This is a genomic window from Clostridium sp. LXY-7 (genome assembly GCF_056172015.1).
The window spans coordinates 839,564-857,972 of sequence record NZ_JBLLJL010000002.1; the positions used below are offsets into that span (position 1 = coordinate 839,564).

13 protein-coding genes are annotated in these 18,409 nt (G+C 30.3%); 5 read left to right on the forward strand and 8 right to left on the reverse strand.

Annotation, left to right across the window (positions count from 1 at the left end; translation table 11 throughout):
- The first annotated feature begins 39 nt into the window (after window positions 1–39).
- Window positions 40–3,312, forward strand: a complete 3,273-nt coding sequence (locus tag ACI48Q_RS11110) for a DEAD/DEAH box helicase (protein WP_474919149.1) — start codon at window positions 40–42, stop codon at window positions 3,310–3,312.
- Between the two features lie 143 nt (window positions 3,313–3,455).
- Here ACI48Q_RS11110 and ACI48Q_RS11115 read toward each other — a convergent pair whose 3' ends face one another.
- Both ACI48Q_RS11115 and ACI48Q_RS11120 read right to left on the reverse strand, forming a co-directional pair.
- Window positions 3,456–3,758 carry a metallophosphoesterase family protein gene (locus ACI48Q_RS11115; protein ID WP_474919150.1) on the reverse strand — a complete coding sequence of 101 codons (303 nt, stop codon included), beginning with the start codon at window positions 3,756–3,758 and terminating at the stop codon, window positions 3,456–3,458.
- A 194-nt stretch (window positions 3,759–3,952) separates the two neighbouring features.
- Window positions 3,953–6,853: an ABC transporter substrate binding protein gene (locus tag ACI48Q_RS11120; protein WP_474919151.1), complete on the reverse strand. Its 2,901-nt coding sequence runs from the start codon at window positions 6,851–6,853 to the stop codon at window positions 3,953–3,955.
- Window positions 6,854–7,135: 282 nt separating this feature from the next.
- On the opposite strand from ACI48Q_RS11120, the gene trxA reads away from it, so the two are divergent.
- Complete coding sequence (trxA, locus tag ACI48Q_RS11125; protein WP_474919152.1) at window positions 7,136–7,453, forward strand: thioredoxin; 318 nt, start codon at window positions 7,136–7,138, stop codon at window positions 7,451–7,453.
- Between the two features lie 158 nt (window positions 7,454–7,611).
- Here the strand turns inward: trxA and xdhC are convergent, their stop codons facing one another.
- From xdhC to ACI48Q_RS11150, 5 genes are all read right to left on the reverse strand, one after another.
- The gene (gene xdhC / locus ACI48Q_RS11130; RefSeq protein WP_474919520.1) at window positions 7,612–8,076 is read right to left on the reverse strand and encodes a xanthine dehydrogenase subunit XdhC; all 465 of its coding nucleotides are present in this window, start codon (window positions 8,074–8,076) and stop codon (window positions 7,612–7,614) included.
- A gap of 7 nt (window positions 8,077–8,083) precedes the next feature.
- Window positions 8,084–8,965 carry a xanthine dehydrogenase FAD-binding subunit XdhB gene (gene xdhB, locus ACI48Q_RS11135; RefSeq protein ID WP_474919153.1) on the reverse strand — a complete coding sequence of 294 codons (882 nt, stop codon included), beginning with the start codon at window positions 8,963–8,965 and terminating at the stop codon, window positions 8,084–8,086.
- A 15-nt stretch (window positions 8,966–8,980) separates the two neighbouring features.
- On the reverse strand, window positions 8,981–11,272 hold the full coding sequence (gene xdhA / locus ACI48Q_RS11140) for a xanthine dehydrogenase molybdenum-binding subunit XdhA (RefSeq protein WP_474919154.1): 2,292 nt from the start codon (window positions 11,270–11,272) through the stop codon (window positions 8,981–8,983).
- Between the two features lie 271 nt (window positions 11,273–11,543).
- Entirely contained in the window at window positions 11,544–12,860 is a 1,317-nt protein-coding gene (locus ACI48Q_RS11145) for a dihydroorotase (RefSeq protein ID WP_474919155.1), read from the reverse strand.
- A 131-nt stretch (window positions 12,861–12,991) separates the two neighbouring features.
- The gene (locus ACI48Q_RS11150; RefSeq protein ID WP_474919156.1) at window positions 12,992–13,201 is read right to left on the reverse strand and encodes a phage holin family protein; all 210 of its coding nucleotides are present in this window, start codon (window positions 13,199–13,201) and stop codon (window positions 12,992–12,994) included.
- 249 nt (window positions 13,202–13,450) lie between these two features.
- Here ACI48Q_RS11150 and ACI48Q_RS11155 point away from each other — a divergent pair, with 249 nt between their 5' ends.
- From ACI48Q_RS11155 to ACI48Q_RS11165, 3 genes are read left to right on the forward strand one after another with little or no spacing between them, the layout of a single operon-like run.
- Window positions 13,451–13,903, forward strand: coding sequence for an NADH-quinone oxidoreductase subunit NuoE family protein (locus tag ACI48Q_RS11155; RefSeq protein ID WP_474919521.1), 453 nt, complete (start codon window positions 13,451–13,453; stop codon window positions 13,901–13,903).
- Window positions 13,904–13,920: 17 nt separating this feature from the next.
- Window positions 13,921–15,816 carry an NADH-ubiquinone oxidoreductase-F iron-sulfur binding region domain-containing protein gene (locus tag ACI48Q_RS11160; RefSeq protein ID WP_474919157.1) on the forward strand — a complete coding sequence of 632 codons (1,896 nt, stop codon included), beginning with the start codon at window positions 13,921–13,923 and terminating at the stop codon, window positions 15,814–15,816.
- Window positions 15,817–15,843: 27 nt separating this feature from the next.
- The gene (locus ACI48Q_RS11165) at window positions 15,844–17,583 is read left to right on the forward strand and encodes an NADH-dependent [FeFe] hydrogenase, group A6 (protein ID WP_474919158.1); all 1,740 of its coding nucleotides are present in this window, start codon (window positions 15,844–15,846) and stop codon (window positions 17,581–17,583) included.
- A gap of 228 nt (window positions 17,584–17,811) precedes the next feature.
- Here ACI48Q_RS11165 and ACI48Q_RS11170 read toward each other — a convergent pair whose 3' ends face one another.
- Entirely contained in the window at window positions 17,812–18,408 is a 597-nt protein-coding gene (locus ACI48Q_RS11170) for a LysO family transporter (protein WP_474919159.1), read from the reverse strand.
- Window position 18,409: the final 1 nt, after the last annotated feature.

An 18,409-nucleotide genomic window follows, 5' to 3' on the forward strand; every position in this document is an offset into this window, starting at 1 on the left:
TTATAATAATAATCAACTTAAGAGAATAGAGGAACATATATGAATAAGGAATTAGTCATTGAGGTATTTAATAAAAATACTAGCGGTAACAATGGTATAAAAGGTAAAAGAATTTTAAATAATGATCTTATAACAAGTGTAACTACTACGTTTGAAGATGAAATAGTAGATATAGTTGGAAATGTCTTATCTGAAAGTTCTTTTAGTGAATATAAAACAGAAATTGAAATAGCTTTAAACTCTAGAGAAGTTTTTAAAACTTCCTGTACCTGTAATGATTTTGAAAAAAATGAATTTAAAAAGAGTAATTATTGTTGTAAACACATTATGGCTACCTTTTATTATTTCTTGCAAACCTATGAATTTACTGTAAAAAAATCATCAGTACTTAAGGAACTAGCTCTAGATGAAAGCACTAATTCTCCTAGCCAGATATTTAAAAACCATGGAAATAATCTTTTAGATATCTTATTATCAGATTCTAAAAGTAAAGAAGAACTCAAGATAGATGTATACTTAAACAGAATAGGATATAAGAATATCCTTGCGGCTGAATTTAAAATAGGTTTAAAGAGCTATAGCACAAATAAACTTTATGTAGTAAAAGATATCAATCAACTTCTAACTTATTATGATAATAGAGTTCCTATAAAATATGGTAAGGATTTTTCCTTTGATATAAAAACACAAAGATTTAATTCTAAGGATAGTAACTTAATAAATTTTATGCAGGAGTTAAGAGAGTTGGAGTCTACTCATTTATCTTCTATTAGAAAACAGAATAAATTAATTGATGGTAAGTATATCTATCCTCCTAACCATTTACTTAAAGAGTTTTTTACGAGAATAAAAGATCATAGAGTCTTTTTAAATGAAGGGTTTTATCATAGAACTGTTGATTGTGAAATTCTAATTGATAATCCGGATCTAGATTTTGAATTAAAACTCCTTCCTTCATGCTATGAGCTTAAGTTAAATTCCATTCTTCCTGAAGGCTTAAATGGAAGAATGGATGTACTACTATGTGGACAAAATATATATATTCCCTCTCAGGACTTTATATTTAAAGTGTCGCCCTATTATGAGGTATTTAATGGAGTAAATTCAATTTCTCTATCTAAAAGTGAAGAAGAGAAGATATTGAGAGAATTAATACCAGAATTAAATGGTTTAACTTCATATCTGAATCTTTCTAAAAACATAAGAGAGAAGGTAGTTATAGCCAACCCTAAGTTTTCCTTTTATTTTGATAAAGATAATGAAAGTTTTTCTTTAACTTTAAAGGTTAAATACAATCAATATGAATTTAATATTTTTGATGATTGTAGTGAAAAAATTATATACAGAAACACTAAAGAAGAAGATAAAATAAAATCATTTTTACGAACTCTTGGATTTAGTGAAATAAATAATAAGTTTTATTTGATCTTTGGCGAAGATTATACATATAAATTTTTTAAATATGAAATAAACAAACTACAAGAACTTGGTGAAGTGTTCTATTCAGAGAACTTTAAAGGCATAAAAAGCTTAAGCAGTAATGGTATTATAGGAGATATATCTACAGGTAAATATGAATACTTTGAATTAAAATTTAAGCTTGGAGATATTCCAAAGGAAGAAACCTCAAATATATTAAGAGCCTTTAGAGATAACTTAAAATACTATAAATTAAAAACAGGTGAATTTCTCGATCTTGAAGAAATTGAACTTAATAAATTTTTAAAATTAGTAGATAGTTTAAGCCAAGATGCAAATATAGAAAATAATATCATTGAATTTTCGAAGAGTAAAGGATTATACTTTGATAATTATATTAATGAAAAAGAACTTAAATATATAAAGGGAAAAAATCACCTAAAAGAGCTTAAAGCAAAATTCAAGTCCATACCTAAGATGAAATATGATGTTCCTAAAGAACTTAAAGCAACCTTAAGACCTTATCAAGAAATTGGCTATAATTGGTTTAAAACCTTAGATTATTTTGGCTTTGGTGGAATTTTAGGAGATGAAATGGGACTTGGTAAAACCCTCCAAACCATCACCTTTCTTCTATCTAATAGTGGAACTCATAGTCTTATAATAGCACCTACCTCTCTAATTTATAATTGGAAGATGGAGATTGAAAAATTTGCTCCTTCTCTTAAAATTGCACTAGTTAACTCTTCGAAAGAAGAGAGAGAAGAACTAATTAAAACTTATAAAAACTATGATATTTTAATTACCACTTATAATTTAATAAGAAATGATATTGAGCATTACAACAAAATACAATTTAATTATATTATTTTAGATGAAGCTCAAAATATAAAAAATCCTAACTCTCAGAATGCAGTTATTATAAAATCTTTAAATAGCAAGAATAGATTTGCTTTAACAGGTACTCCTATTGAAAACTCGCTAATGGAGCTTTGGTCAATTTTTGATTTTATTATGCCAGGATATCTATATGATAAAAAATTATTTAGATCACGCTACCATAGAAAGCTTAAAGAAAGTCAAGAGATTGTAACAGAATTAAATAAACTTATAAAACCCTTTATACTTAGAAGATTTAAAAAGGATGTAGCACTGGAACTTCCTGATAAGATTGAAAAAGTTTTGGAAGTAAAATTACCTTTAGAGCAACAAAGATATTATGGGGTTTATGCCAAACATGTAGTGGACTTTATAGAGAAGAAAGTTAGAGATGAGGAATTTAATAAGGGTAAAATAGAAGTATTAGCTTACATAACTAAACTAAGGCAACTATGTCTAGACCCATCTATAGTAATAGAAAACTACACAGGAGAAAATGGTAAAATGGAAGCATTGATTGAGCTATTGTCTCAAAGTATTGAGGAAAATCATAAAACACTTGTATTTTCTCAGTTTACTTCCGTGCTAAATAATATTAAAACACGATTACAGTGCGAGGATATTAATCACTGTTATTTAGATGGCTCCATTTCTTCTGAAAAGAGAATGAAAATGGTAGAAGAATTTAATCATGGAGGAGCATCAGTATTTTTAATAAGCTTAAAAGCTGGAGGTACTGGATTAAATTTGACTTCTGCAGATGTAGTTATACATTTTGATCCTTGGTGGAATCCTGCCGTAGAGGATCAGGCAACAGATAGAGCCCATAGAATAGGTCAAGATAAAGTTGTAGAAGTAATTAAATTAATAGCAAAGGATACTATAGAAGAAAAAATAGTAGCTCTTCAAGAAGAAAAAAGAGAGCTTATATCCAAGCTATTAGGAGATGAAGTATGCAATAGTGAAGGTTTGATGAGCTTATCTGAAGATGATATTATAGGTCTTTTCCACTAGGAAATTATTTACATTTATATAATTGTAAACATATATGTATACCCAACTAATAACCTTGATTTAATTATAATTAAATCAAGGTTATTAGTTGACAAATATATTATTAATACTTTCTATACACTCCATCTCTTCTATCAAATCATTCATATGAGTTTCCCCATAGAGTTGTAATGCCATTGCAACTCCTTCTCGGGTTCTCCACCTAGGATCAGAAACAAGAGAATATAATATCTCAATAAGTTAATAATATATTTTTCACGATTCCCAGCAATTATCCATGGATTTAAACTCTTAATTTTTTCAATTACCTCATTAGGTTCGGGGCCATCACTTATACTATCTCCTGCAATAATTATCCTACTTATACCATTTTTCTCAACATCTTCAAGAACCGAATTCAACGCTGTTAAATTTCCATGAATATCTGATAAAATAGCAATTTTCATATGTCAACCAACTTTCTATATTTTTACCATAAATAACATCATAATATTGTTTCATTTAATTTCATATCTCTGTGATCAATACACAAAATATATATCAAAGCAATATAATTAAAATTTTGTCTATTATAAATGTCAAATTTTATTAATTCTACTTTACTCAAAGTAATTTACAATAAAAATTGATCATCATTCGTTTATAAATTTTCAAGCAATTGCTCCATTTCCTCTACATTAATTGGCTTACTAAAGTAATATCCTTGACCTATGTCACACTTCATGGTTTTTAACAACTCTAACTGCTCTTTTGTTTCTACCCCTTCAGCTACAACTTTATATCCTAGGCTATGGGAAAGATCTATTATGACTTCAATTATAAGTCTTTGCTCAGCCTTATCGCAGATTTCTTGTACAAAGGATTTATCAATCTTTAATACATTAATAGGTAGCTTTCTTAGATAGTTTAGCGAAGAATACCCCGTTCCAAAGTCATCTAAAGAAACCTTTACTCCAATAGACTTTAGCTCTCTCAGCTTATTAATATTATCTTCTGTAGAATCGATTAATAAACTTTCTGTTATTTCAATATCTAAATAATCGCTTTCTAATTCTTCCTTGAATAATATGTCCTTTACTATATCTATAAAATCATCCCTTACAAATTGAATACAAGATACATTCACTCCTATAGAATTATATTTAAAACCTTTATTAAGCCAAATTTTATTTTGCTTACACACTGTTTCTAGTACCCAGGTACCTATAGGTACTATAAGTCCCGTTTTTTCTGCAATTGGGATAAACTCACTTGGAGAAACAAAACCTAACTCCTTGTTGCTCCATCTTATTAAGGCTTCCATACCTTCAATTTTACCATTAGTTAAATTTACTTGAGGTTGATAATATATTTTTAACTCATGATTTTCTAAGGCACGTCTAAGATTATTTTCTATTGATACTCTTTTTATAAGTTCTTTTCTCATAGCATAATTAAAGAAGCAATATTGATTTTTCCCCTGCTCTTTTGCTCTGTACATAGCGGTATCAGCATTCTTCAAAAGAATATCTGCTTCTTCACCATCCACAGGTGCTATGGCAATTCCCATACTTGCAGTGACATAATTAGTTGAACCATCTAATATGAAGGATTTTTTAAACATTTGCACTAATCTATTACAAATACTTTCTAAATCTTCTATATCCCTATATTCTGGAATTAAAACTAAGAATTCATCTCCTCCAAATCTCCCAACAATTGAGCTTAAAGGTAGTGTAGTCTTTAACTTTGTAGCAATCTCTTTTAATACAGAATCTCCTATATCATGTCCACTAGTATCATTAATTTTTTTAAATTCATCTAAATCCAAAAATATTAATGCTGTATTTTTACCATCTATAGAGTTAGTTTTCAAGATTTTCGTAAGTTTTTTCATGAAATAATTTCTATTTGGTAACTTTGTGATATCATCAAAATAAGCCATTTCCTTAATTTGCTTTTCATTTATTTTTCTTTCAGTGATATCCGTGATAGAACCAGCCATTTTTATAGCTTTATCTTTAGAATTAAGTAATAATTTACCTCTATTCAATATCCATTTAATAGAACCATCCCTACCTATAATTCTAAATTCACTTCTAAATATACTGTTATTATTTATGCAGGTTTCTAAGTTCTCCTTTACAGCTTTCTTATCTTCTTGGTGAATATATTTTTTAAATATATCTTTCAAGTTAAGTGGCTCATCATATCCACTTATTTCCGTCCATTTTTCAGAAATAAAAAATTGGTTAGTTATCATATCCCATTCCCAAATCGCATCATTTGCACCGTCTATTGCAAGTCTAAATCTTTCCTCACTATTTCTTATCACCTCTTCGTTATCCCTTAACTCCTCATATTGAGCCCTAAGCTCTTCTTCTGTAGCTGTCAATTCCTCATAAACTGCTGATAATTCCTCATAACTATCATTTAACTTTATCTCATTTTTTCTTTTTTGATTAATTATTATAGATAAGAAAGAAATTATAGTAACAAGAAATAAAAAAACTATAGTTGTTATAATTACTAAGCCTTTGTACTTAGCAAAAAAAGAAACTGATTCATTAACTACGATGCTTCCCTCTGGAAGTACCTTTGAGTTTATATTAAATTTTTTTAATTGGTCATAATCAAACATGTATTTATTAGGACTTTCAGATATTTGCGGAATAGAATTTATAGAACCTCCACTTAGTATTTCTAAAGCTATCTTTGAAGCTTCTTCTCCCTGGTAAAATCCACTTGTTATTTTTCCTCCTAGAATCCCATTATCTAACTCAAAATCCCAAAATGAAAACAGTGGAGAAGACGAATTTTTAAATACTTCATCTTTTGAATCACTAATATATCTATAATGACCTGTACTATCTATAAATGGATCTGTTACAAATACAAAAGCAGTATTTTCATCTGAACTTTCTATTTTTAGTTTTAAATCCTCTATAGGTGTATTTTCATAAAATTTAAATGTATAATTACTAAATTTATGTGAACTTTTCTTTATATTATCAAAATCGCTCTTCCCAGAGATACTATTATTTCCAAATACATTAATAATATTGATGTTAGGGAACATTGATATTATGTTTTCTAACATTTCATCTATTGCAATATTTTCTAATATGACTTTATATTCAGAATTATTTTCTAAAATAGCGGAGTTAATCTCATTTATCCCACAAAAAACTACTGGTATCTTTGGAAACAGTTCTTGTCCATATTTTAATAAATAATTCATAGCACCATTATCAGAAGCTATAATTACATCAAATTTAATATGCGCATATTTACTCTTTTGAAGATTAAAAAAGCCTTGTAAGTAAGTATCATCTGATTTTTCCTTTAAATCCATATAATCAAATTTTATATTAACATTTATATCGGCATCGTTAAAAGCAGATTTAATTCCTTTAGAGATAGTTTCTGTCCAAGAAAATCCTTCATTATAGGAATGTAATACTAACACATTTTTTATCTCCATTGCGTCAACTGAAATATTTTTAAATATTAATAAATTTATAAAGAAAAAAGTACAAATAAAAAACTTAACTTTTTTCATATTTATGTAATCACCTCCATTATTAATACCAATTATAGCATAAGAATTATATAATATTCCATTTTTTTCTACAATCTTTTCAATAAATCATCTTAAAGTTTCAAATTATACTTTTATTTATTCATATGTTTTAAAAGTAAATTATATATTAATTATTGAGCAATTCTTATATTTTTGTGACTTAATCACAGACTATATTATTATTTATGTATATAATTAATATTAGAGAACAAATTATAAAACTAATATGAAGTTTAAAATAAATTTAGGAGGTTTTTTTTAATGGCAAGAATAATAAATGATAATGAATTTATAAATGAGGTAGAGAGCAGTAAGGGTGTTGCAGTAGTAGATTTTTTTGCACCTTGGTGTGGACCATGTAAAATGCTATCTCCTATTTTTGAAGAGTTGGGTGTTGAAATGGAAGGCAAAGCTAATTTTTTAAAAGTGGATGTAGATCAAAGTGCAGCTATAGCACGTAAATATAAAATCATGGGAGTTCCTAGCATAATGATTTTCAAAGATGGAAATCCAGTAGAGAGAGTAGTTGGATTTGTTCAAAAAGAAGATTTATCATCTAAAGTTGGAAAGCATTTGTAAAAGCTTTAACTAATATAGCTAGTGGAAAACTTAAAATTTTCTACTAGCTATAATTACATCTATAAAGTATTAATATCTAGCACTTTAATCACTTCAATCTTTTCTAAAACATACTATATTTTTAACTTATTAATAGAAAAAGGAGCAGTAGCTCCTTCTTAATCTTCTTCATCTAATAACTTTTTTACTGCATTGTAGATTTTTTGATATCCTGTACATCTACATAAATGTCCTGATATTTCTTTCTTTATCTCATCATCACTATATTTCTTTCCACTGCTTACAAGGGCTGTGGTAGTTAACACTAATCCTGGAGTACAAAACCCACATTGAATAGCCCCTTCATCTACAAATGCTTGTTGGACCGTTGATAATTTACCATGTTTTTTTATACCTTCTATAGTAGTAATGGTTTTACCATCTGCCCATACCGCCATGTAGATACATGAATCTACTGGAGTACCATCAATTAAAACAGTACATGCGCCACATTCACCAACCGAGCATCCCTGTTTAACTCCTGTGTAATATAATCTATTTCTTAACACCTCAAGCAAAGATTCTCTTATGTCAATTTCTATACTAATAGGTTTATCATTTACTATCATAGATATTTTTTTCATAGTTCCATTATCCAATGTTTTCACCTCCAACTACTTTAATAGTTTCCTTAATTGCACGTTGAGTTAATTCTTCTATTAAGTGCTCTCTATAAGCTTTAGATGCCCTCCAAGAATCTCTTGCCTTTGAAGATTTTAATGCATATTCTCCGATAGTTTTAATATTTTCTTCATTTACTTCTAATCCTTTAGCATAATCTTCTGCATCTTTACATCTTATTGGAGTTGGTGCTGCTACTCCTAAGGCAATTCTTAAATCTCTAAACTTACCGTCCTCTACAGAACACATTACACAAACTCCTAACATAGCTATATCCATAGCTTTTCTATTGCTATACTTTATATAATTTCCATGCATGTTTTCATAATTTTCTTTTTCAATAATTATGCTAGTTAGTATTTCATTTGGTTCTAGTTTTACTCTCCCCGGCCCTATATAAAACTCTTGTATAGGTACTATTCTTTTTCCTAAAATATCTTGAATCTTCAATTTAGCATTTAATGCAAATAAAGCTGGAGCACTATCTGCTGAAACAGCCCCATTACACACATTTCCACCAATTGTAGCTATATTTCTTACTTGAGGTCCTCCCATAGAAACTGCCGCATCTCCTAATACTGGAATATATTCATTAATTATATTATTTCTAAATATTTGAGAGAATACAGCCATTGCTCCTATTTCTATAGTTCCATTATCCTTCACACTAATGTAATCTAAATCTCTTATTTTTCTTAGACTTAAAAGCTCTGCACCTTCCATTTCTCCATGATGTAACCGTATTAATATATCTGTTCCACCTGCTATGATTTTTAAATTTGGATTACTTCCAACCATGTGTAATGCTTCTTCAAGAGTTTCAGGTTCTAATATATTTTTAATATCAAACATCAATATCACCTCTTCCTATAGTAATCCACATTGTTTGAATCTTTCGAAAACTGCTTGTGGATTCATTGGTATTCTATTAAATGCAACTCCTGTAGCATCTAAAACTGCATTACGTATTGCTGGCGCAGGAGAAATAATTGGATTCTCTCCTAGAGATTTTTGACCAAAGCTTCCTGCTGGATCTGGTATTTCTACAAAATCTACTCCTATTGTAGGTGTATCTAAAATAGTCTGTAGCTTATAATCTAGTAAATTATTGTTTAAAGGTTTTCCAGTTTTTTTATCAAACAACATCTGTTCAGAAAGTGCATAACCTAGAGCCATACTAACTCCTCCATGAACTTGACCTTCAGCTAATTTAGGATTCATTATTATACCCGAATCATGAACATTATATATTTCTAAAATTTCAATTTGTCCAGTTTTCATGTCTACTTCAACTTCAGTAAAAGTAACTCCATAAGCTGCTGCATTAGTTCTAACATTAACAGAAGTATCGCTAGTAATAGGGCAAGAATTTATCCTATCATAGAAAGATTCCATTGCAATATCTTCTATAGAGCAAATCCTTAAACCTAGTTTATCTTCAACAATTTCTCCATTTCGAATATCCATTTCCTCTTTATCTAATCCGGTTTTTCTAGCAGCAAGTATAAGTACTTTATCTCTAACTTCCATAGCAGCTTTTTTAACTGCAGCTCCTGTTACAAATGTCTGCCTTGAAGCATAGGACCCTGTATCAAAAGGAGTGACATCGGTATCTTGGGTTGATATAACATGAACCATCTCCATTGGTAATCCTAAAACTTCAGCCACCATCTGACCAAATACAGTATCACTTCCCTGCCCTATTTCTGTTGCTCCAATTTGTAGTTGAACAGATCCATCTTGATTCATCACTATTCTAGCTCCAGCTGCCTCTAAACCTACAGGATGTGTACCAGATAAATAGCTAAAGCATGCCATTCCTAAGCCTCTCCTTTTATCTCCACCTTGATTTCTGTATAGATTCTTTTTCTCATCCCAATTTATTAATTTCTTACCTTTTTCAATACATTGTGGTAACCCAAAGGAACGTACAACATTTTTACTAAGCGGATCCACATGGCCTAGACTTATAAAGTTTTCTTTTCTAAATTCAATTGGATCTATATTTAACTCTCTAGCTATATCATCTAAATGACTTTCAAGTGCAAAAAATATTTGCGGTACTCCATACCCCCTCATAGCTCCAGCCACTGGTAAATTAGTGTAAATAGTCTTGGGATCATATTTAATGGTTCTAAAATTATATAGTGGTCTAAACTTAGTCCCCGAACTCATAGTTACTGAATGGCCATGGGAAGCATAGGCTCCATTATTCACTATATTTTCCACATTTATTCCTAGTAACTTTCCATTTTCAGAAACAGCAGTTTTTAATTTAAACTTCATAGCATGCCGAGTTCTAGTATCAATGAAACATTCTTCTCTATTTAATGCATACCGAACTGGCTTTCCATGAACAGCTAATGACATAGCTACGGTAAGTGGTTCAATGACAACATCCTGTTTATTACCAAAACCTCCACCTATATAAGGTTTTATCACTTTAATTTTTCCCCAAGGCATGCAAAATGCCTGTCCTACAATTCTTCTAACTATATGAGGTATTTGAGTAGAAGATACAACTACAATTCTTCCTTCATCATCTACATAAGCATAGGCAGTTTGATTCTCCATGGCACAGTGTTGTACAATGCTTGTTTCAAAAACTCCTTCAAAAACTTTGTAACTATTTTTAAGTTCACTTTCTATATCTCCTATTTCTGATCCAAAGGAACTTAATATGTTATCGGGTCTTTCTTCGTGGATTATAGGTGCACCTGGTTTTATAGCTTCTTCAGGGTCCAGTACATGAGGCAAAATTTCATATTCTACCTCAATAAGCTTTATTGCTCTTTCTGCAACTATTTCATCTATAGCTACTACTGCTGCTACAGCATCTCCTACAAACCGTGCTTTATCTGTAAGAATTAATTTATCCTCTATATCTCTATGTGAAGCTTCTAACGACCATGGATGACCAGCGGTAGCAAATTTAGTTTTAGGCAAATCTTTATGAGTAATTACTGCTTCTACCCCATTTAACTCTTTAGCTTTGCTCACATCAATATTTTTTACTATAGCATGAGCATAAGGACTTCTCAAAACTTTGCCAACTAACATATCTCGTTCAAAATAGTCATCAGCATATTTTGCACTTCCAGTAACTTTAGCAACCGCATCTAATCTGTTTACACTATTTCCTATTACTTTGTATGTCATTTTGCACCTCCAAATAAAATTTTATACTGTATATTTTACTCTACAATTAAATTAACTAACTAATTAATCTAATTTTATCATCACAAGAATTTATTGTAAATAATACATAATATTACTATGAGAATATTTTTAAAACGTCTATTATAATCCTATCGTCCAGATTTCTAATTAAATAAAAATTTATTTTTTATTAATCATTTATTAGGTATTAATAAGTAAAGTTTATGTTATTGTTATATATATAACTTTGCTATATCTTCCTTAAATAATTTTAATTTAATTGAAATTCACTTCTTTCTATATATTCTCCTCTAGGTTCATTGATTAATTCTCCATGGTTCATTACAAAAATCCCCTTAGAAATAGTTGCCTCTATGGTTCCTTTTACTTTCACTCCCTCGTACAAATTATAATCACAATTAGAATGATTTTCTTTAATATAATTCCCTGATGAAGGATTAAAAATAACTATATCCCCTTGTGCGCCAGGTATTAATGTGCCTTTTTTAGGATATAATCCATAAATTTTAGCTGGATTAATTGTAAACTTATCAATGATTTTATCTCCAAATAGTGAATACATAAGCCTAAATGAATATTCTATACCACCTATTCCCATTGGAATCTCATTCAATAACTTATTAATTTTATCTTTTGAATAAAAAGTACAATGATCTGTTCCTATAGTATCTATTCTATCTATGTGAGTTTCTAATAGCACTTGTTCACTTTCAGTTCTTAATGGAGGTGACAAAGTGTATAAATATCCTTGTGGCTTATTATAATTATCTGCTCCCAAGTAAAAATATTGAGGACAGCTCTCTATAAATAAATTTTTATTTAGTATATCCTCATATTGAGTTAAAAGTTTTTCAAGTGTGGAACCGCAGCTTAAATGTACAATATACATTAGTCCATCTCTATATTTAGCCATTTCTGCCAAGGTAAGTGTTTGAACTATTTCACTAATAACAGGTCTATTATTAGAATGTTCTTCAATTTTATAAGGACCTTCTTTTATTAATTCATCGTTTTCACTGTGAGCTACCAGTACTATTCCTTGTTCCTTAGAAACTTTAAGTAATTCATCTATAACAGCTAGATTTGTTCTTCTATTTGATGAACTATATGTGGTGAAAAATTTAATAGAACTTATTCCTCTATTTTTTAATTCCTTTATAAATTCTATTTTATCGTCCCTTAAATTAGCTATAGTGCTATGAAAGCCGTAATCTATTAAGGAGTCTTTTGCTTCGTGGAGCCTTCTCATATAAGCATTATTTAACCCTTCAATAGTATCCACAGGATCCAAAAAATCTATAATAGTTGTTACTCCGCCAAAAACAGCAGCTTTTGTACCAGAGTAAAAATCATCTACAGAGGTATATTTACCACAATTTAAATTAAAGTGCACATGAGGATCTATGAATCCTGGTAATACATAATTATTCTTTGCATCATAGACTTCATTACAACTAAGAAATTCATTAGTTATTTTCTCTATAATTCCATCTTTAATATATAAATTTCCGTGGCTAAAATTACCCTCCATATATATACGACCATTGATTATACCTAAATCATACACTATTTATCTCCTCCATTATTCTAGAATTTATAGGTATATTTTACCACTCTCTTAATTTAAATAATAGAGAAAATAGAAATACTTGAGTTTACCCCAAGTATTTCTATTTTTAATATTTATTCAATTATAAATTAATCTATCTTTCTATCATCTAAATACCATTTTGAATCTGTACTTGGATTATTTACTATACCAGCTAATACTAATATTCCTAAAAGAGAAGTAACCATTTCACCATAATTTTCTGGGAGTATATCTATATTAAATCCCTTTAGAAATAATGGTATAAAAGATAGGATAGATACCCATAATCCATAGTTTTTAAATCTACTAAAATTCATAGCCTATCCCCCTTAATTGTTATTCACTATATTATATTCTTCATTTTTAAAAATGTGTTTTGTTAAATAAAAAACATGCCGAAAAATTCCTCTGTAACTTCATAAGAAAATTTGTAAAAAATCTATACAGGTTTCAAAAAAAGTATTATACTTTTTAATGAATAATCTTATATTCAGAAAATATAGAATATTTTATATTTTAGTCAAGGGGGTAATTTTTAAGTGTGTCTTAATGCAGAAAAAAATGAAATGTTTAATGAGCTAGAGAGCTTCATCGACTCTTTGCCCAAAAAAGAAGGTGCTCTAATTTCTGTTCTACACAGAGCACAACATATTTTTGGTTATTTGCCAAAAGAAGTACAGGATTTTATTGCTACTAAATTGGATATACCACTATCAAAGGTTTATGGCGTGGTTACTTTCTATTCCTTCTTTAACACAGAACCTAGAGGGAAATATGTTGTAAACGTTTGTATGGGTACTGCTTGCTTTGTTAGAGGAGCTGGAGATGTTCTTAAGGAGTTTGAAAAAAAACTTAAAGTTAGATCAGGTGAAACTACTGAAGATATGAAATTCACCTTAGGCTCTTTAAGATGTGTTGGAGCTTGTGGTCTGGCACCTGTTGTTACTATAAATGATAAAGTTTATGGCCATTGTACTCCTGAACAAGTAAAAAAAATCTTAGCTGAATATGCTCAATAGTAATGGGAGGGAAAATTTTGGATAGAATTAATTCCTTTGAACAGTTAAAACAACTTAATCTTAAGTATAAATCAACAACTGACATTAGAAAAGCTACTAGTATTGAAAGCTATACCTATAAACCTGAGGATCATAAAAGAGAAATTTTAATTTGTGGTGGTACTGGATGTAAATCAGCTCAAAGTGATTTAATTAAAGCAAACTTAGAGCAGCATATAAAAAATGTAGGCCTTGAAAATGAAGTTTATGTTTCCATTACAGGATGCTTCGGATTTTGTGAAAAAGGTCCTATTGTTAAAATAGCACCTGATGATGTATTTTATGTACATGTAACCCCTGATGATGCTGAAGAAATTGTAAACGAGCATTTAGTTAATAATAAAGTACTTGAAAGACTTCTATATGAAGAGCCTACTCTTAAAGAAAAAGTAAAAACTCAAGATGAAATGTCTTTTTATAAAAAACAAGTAAGAATTGCACTTAGAAATTGTGGATTAATAAACCCAGAAGATATAAAAGAATATATTGCGGAAGAAGGTTATCTTGCATTAGGAACATGTTTAAAAGAACATAGCCGTGATGAGGTAATAGATATTATTTCAAAATCTGGCCTACGTGGTAGAGGTGGCGGTGGATTCCCTACAGGCAAGAAATGGGGCTTTGCTAAATCCTATGATGCGGATCAAAAATATATAATTTGCAATGCAGACGAAGGAGATCCTGGTGCATTTATGGATCGTTCTATCCTAGAAGGGGATCCTCATAGTGTTATAGAAGCCATGGCTATTGCTGGATACTGTATCGGTGCAAGTATTGGGTGTGTCTATATTAGAGCTGAATACCCTCTTGCTATTAATAGATTAAGAATTGCTATTGAACAAGCTCAGGAATGTGGGTTACTTGGCGAAAACATATTAGGTACAGATTTTAGTTTCAACATAGAAATTAAATATGGCGCTGGAGCCTTTGTTTGTGGTGAAGAAACTGCACTTATTCACTCAATTGAGGGTGAACGTGGTGAACCTACAAATAAACCACCATTCCCTGCTGAATCAGGACTTTGGAATAAACCAACCTGTGTTAATAACGTAGAAACTCTTGCTAATATTCCAGCAATTATAAATAGAGGTTGGGAATGGTATAATTCTATAGGTACAGCTACATCTAAGGGTACTAAAGTTTTTGCACTGGCTGGAAAAATAAACAATGTAGGCCTTGTTGAAGTTCCTATGGGTACTAGCTTAAGAGAAATCATATATGAAATAGGTGGAGGAATTAAGTTTGATAGAGAATTTAAAGCCGTTCAAACTGGTGGACCTTCTGGTGGTTGTATACCTAAAGAGTACCTAGATACTCATATCGATTTTGAATCTCTTACTGCTATCGGATCTATGATGGGCTCAGGCGGAATGATAGTAATGGATGAAGATAATTGTATGGTAGACATAGCAAAATTCTATCTTGAATTTACTAAAGAAGAATCTTGTGGAAAATGTACTCCATGTAGAATAGGAAATACTAGATTATTAGAAATTCTTGAAAAGATTTCTAAAGGCTCTGGAACCTTAGATGATTTAGAAAAATTAGAACATTTAAGTACTGTAATTAAAGATACTTCTTTATGTGGTCTTGGACAAACATCTCCAAACCCTGTATTAAGTACTATGAAATACTTCTATGATGAGTACAAATCTCACGTTGTCGACAAAATTTGTCCTGCTGGAGTATGTACAGATCTTATGAAATTTGTAATTACCGATAGATGTATTGGTTGTACTAAGTGTGCAAGACAATGCCCAGTAAATTGTATCAAAGGCAGAGTTAAAGATAAGCATGTAATTGACAATGAGAAATGTATAAAATGTGGTGCATGTAAATCTTGCTGTCCTGTAGATGCTATTGATGTGGTTTAATAGTATTAATATAGAGAGGTGAAAATTTTGAGTACAATTGCAGTTAAAATAAATAATAAAGAAATTCAAGTTGAACAAGGTACGACTATATTAGAAGCAGCAAAACAACTTAATATAAACATCCCTACCCTTTGTCACTTAGAACTACATGATAACAAAACCGTAAATAAGCCCGGTTCATGTAGAGTTTGTATTGTAGAGGTTGAAGGAAGAAAAAATCTTTCTCCTGCATGCTGCACACAAGTTGCTCCCAATATGGTTATTAAGACAAATACTCCTAGGGTTATCTCTGCTAGAAATACAATCATAGAACTTTTACTTTCTAATCATCCAAATGAATGCTTAACTTGTGGTAAAAATATGAACTGTGAACTTCAAAAACTTGCTGGTGACTATGGAATAAGAGATGTTGAGTATACTGGTAAAAAATCTCTTCCTATTAAAGAAGAAAATAATCCTTCTATAGTTAGAGATACCGCCAAATGTGTTCTTTGCAGAAGATGTGAAGCTGCCTGTAATGAAGTTCAAAAGGTAGGTGCAATTTCTTCTATTAATAGAGGTTTTGATACTACCATATCCACTGCTTTTGGTGATGATTTAGTTAAAACTAATTGCACCTTCTGTGGTCAATGTATTTCCGTTTGCCCAACTGGTGCGCTTTTAGAAAAAGATAACACTTCAAAGGTTATAAGGGCACTAAATGATTCCAATAAAGTGGTAATTGTTCAAACAGCTCCTGCTGTAAGAGCAGCTCTAGGAGAAGAATTTGGAATCGGTGGAGAATCTGCTACTGGAAAAATGGTTAAATCACTAAGGGAATTAGGATTCAATAAAGTGTATGATACAGATTTCGCTGCAGATTTAACTATTATGGAAGAAGCCCAAGAATTTATCACTAGATTCACTAGTGGAGAAAATCTTCCACTGATGACTAGCTGTTGCCCTGGTTGGATTTCCTTTATAGAAAAACATTATGGAAATTACTTGAACTATCTTTCTACTTGTAAATCTCCTCAGCAAATGTGGGGTGCTATAGCTAAAACATATTTGGCAGAAAAATTAGGAGTAGATCCTAAAAAACTAGTAGTAGTATCAGTTATGCCATGTGTAGCTAAAAAATATGAAAGTGGAAGAGATGAATTCTCTAATGACGGAATTAAGGATATAGATATAGTAATTACTACTAGAGAATTAGCAAAACTTATTAGAGGTGCTAGTATAGACTTTGCTAACCTTCCTGATGAAGACTTTGACAGAATCATGGGAGAATCTACTGGAGCTGGGGTTCTATTTGGGGCCAGTGGCGGAGTTATGGAAGCAGCACTACGTACTGCTTATGAATGGATTACTAAAACTTCTTTAAAGAAATTAGACTTTATTGACGTAAGAGGACTTCAAGGAGTTAAAGAGGCCTCCTTCGATATAAATGGTAATATGGTTAATGTTGCTATAGTTAGTGGACTTGGAAACGTTAAAAATCTTTTAGATAACATAGAGGAAACCGGTAAAAAATATCATTTCATCGAAGTAATGGCTTGCCCTGGTGGATGTATAAATGGTGGTGGTCAACCTTATTCTTCTGATCAATACCATTTAGTTGAAGAAAGAATGCAAATATTATATGATGAAGACAAGCATAAAGAGAAGAGAAAAGCTCATGAAAATCAAGAAATTTTAACACTCTATAAAGAATTCCTTGGAGAACCTAATGGTGAGAAGGCTCATCACCTACTTCATACTCACTATATTAATAAATCTAAAAAATAACATCATTACTTTAAAATATAAAAACACTTAAAGTTTATAAAATATACCCTATAGAGTAGATAATAAAAAAAGTCTACTCCATAGGGTATTTTTATATTTGATATAACAAAATTTCTCCTACCATTGTAAATAAAGAAATCTATAAATCCAAAATTAAAAATGAATACATAGCTTTAAAATAATCTTATATTACAATCTCTAGAAGTTCAGACATAATTCTAAATTGCTCTAAATATTATAGAAAAATGTAACAAACACTGGTACTAGTGAACTTAATAATACCCCATTAATAAATGCCATAACTGTAACTTCTGGATTAGTAACTTTTGAAATTAATGGAAGTGTAGTATCCATAGATGTTGCTCCTGCTGGTGCAATTGCAGTATAACTATTTAACTTCTGAGCTAAAATAGGTATTAATATTACTGTGATTATTTCTCTAAATACATTAGTTAAAAATGCAATTGCTCCTAAAGTATCTCCACCCATTTCCTTTAACATTACACCAGAAAGGCTGTACCATCCAAAACCTGAAGCTATAGCTAAACTCTCATTCATTGCCATATTGAAAAAAACTCCAACAACTAGCCCTCCAAGCAGACTTCCCATTATCCCTCCAGCTGGGATTAATAGTATCTTAAGCCCTAGTTCTTTTAATTGTTTAAATATTTTCTTATTACCACCTACATCAATACCAACTAAAAATATAAGAGCAACTAAAGACCATGGTGCTACCATATCTAATTTACTAACTATCTCTGGAGGAAATACAAAATATCCACATCCAATACCTAATAATATTGAAATTAAAATTATATATGTCATA

What these genes read in the sequence shown, in the direction of transcription:
- ACI48Q_RS11155 (WP_474919521.1), top strand. Translation starts at nt 13,451, where the DNA reads ATGTTTAATGAGCTAGAGAGCTTCATCGACTCTTTGCCCAAAAAAGAA.
- ACI48Q_RS11150 (WP_474919156.1), bottom strand. Translation starts at nt 13,201, where the DNA reads ATGAATTTTAGTAGATTTAAAAACTATGGATTATGGGTATCTATCCTA.
- xdhB (WP_474919153.1), bottom strand. Translation starts at nt 8,965, where the DNA reads ATGTTTGATATTAAAAATATATTAGAACCTGAAACTCTTGAAGAAGCA.
- xdhC (WP_474919520.1), bottom strand. Translation starts at nt 8,076, where the DNA reads ATGAAAAAAATATCTATGATAGTAAATGATAAACCTATTAGTATAGAA.
- ACI48Q_RS11120 (WP_474919151.1), bottom strand. Translation starts at nt 6,853, where the DNA reads ATGAAAAAAGTTAAGTTTTTTATTTGTACTTTTTTCTTTATAAATTTA.
- ACI48Q_RS11170 (WP_474919159.1), bottom strand. Translation starts at nt 18,408, where the DNA reads ATGACATATATAATTTTAATTTCAATATTATTAGGTATTGGATGTGGA.
- xdhA (WP_474919154.1), bottom strand. Translation starts at nt 11,272, where the DNA reads ATGACATACAAAGTAATAGGAAATAGTGTAAACAGATTAGATGCGGTT.
- ACI48Q_RS11110 (WP_474919149.1), top strand. Translation starts at nt 40, where the DNA reads ATGAATAAGGAATTAGTCATTGAGGTATTTAATAAAAATACTAGCGGT.
- ACI48Q_RS11115 (WP_474919150.1), bottom strand. Translation starts at nt 3,758, where the DNA reads ATGAAAATTGCTATTTTATCAGATATTCATGGAAATTTAACAGCGTTG.
- trxA (WP_474919152.1), top strand. Translation starts at nt 7,136, where the DNA reads ATGGCAAGAATAATAAATGATAATGAATTTATAAATGAGGTAGAGAGC.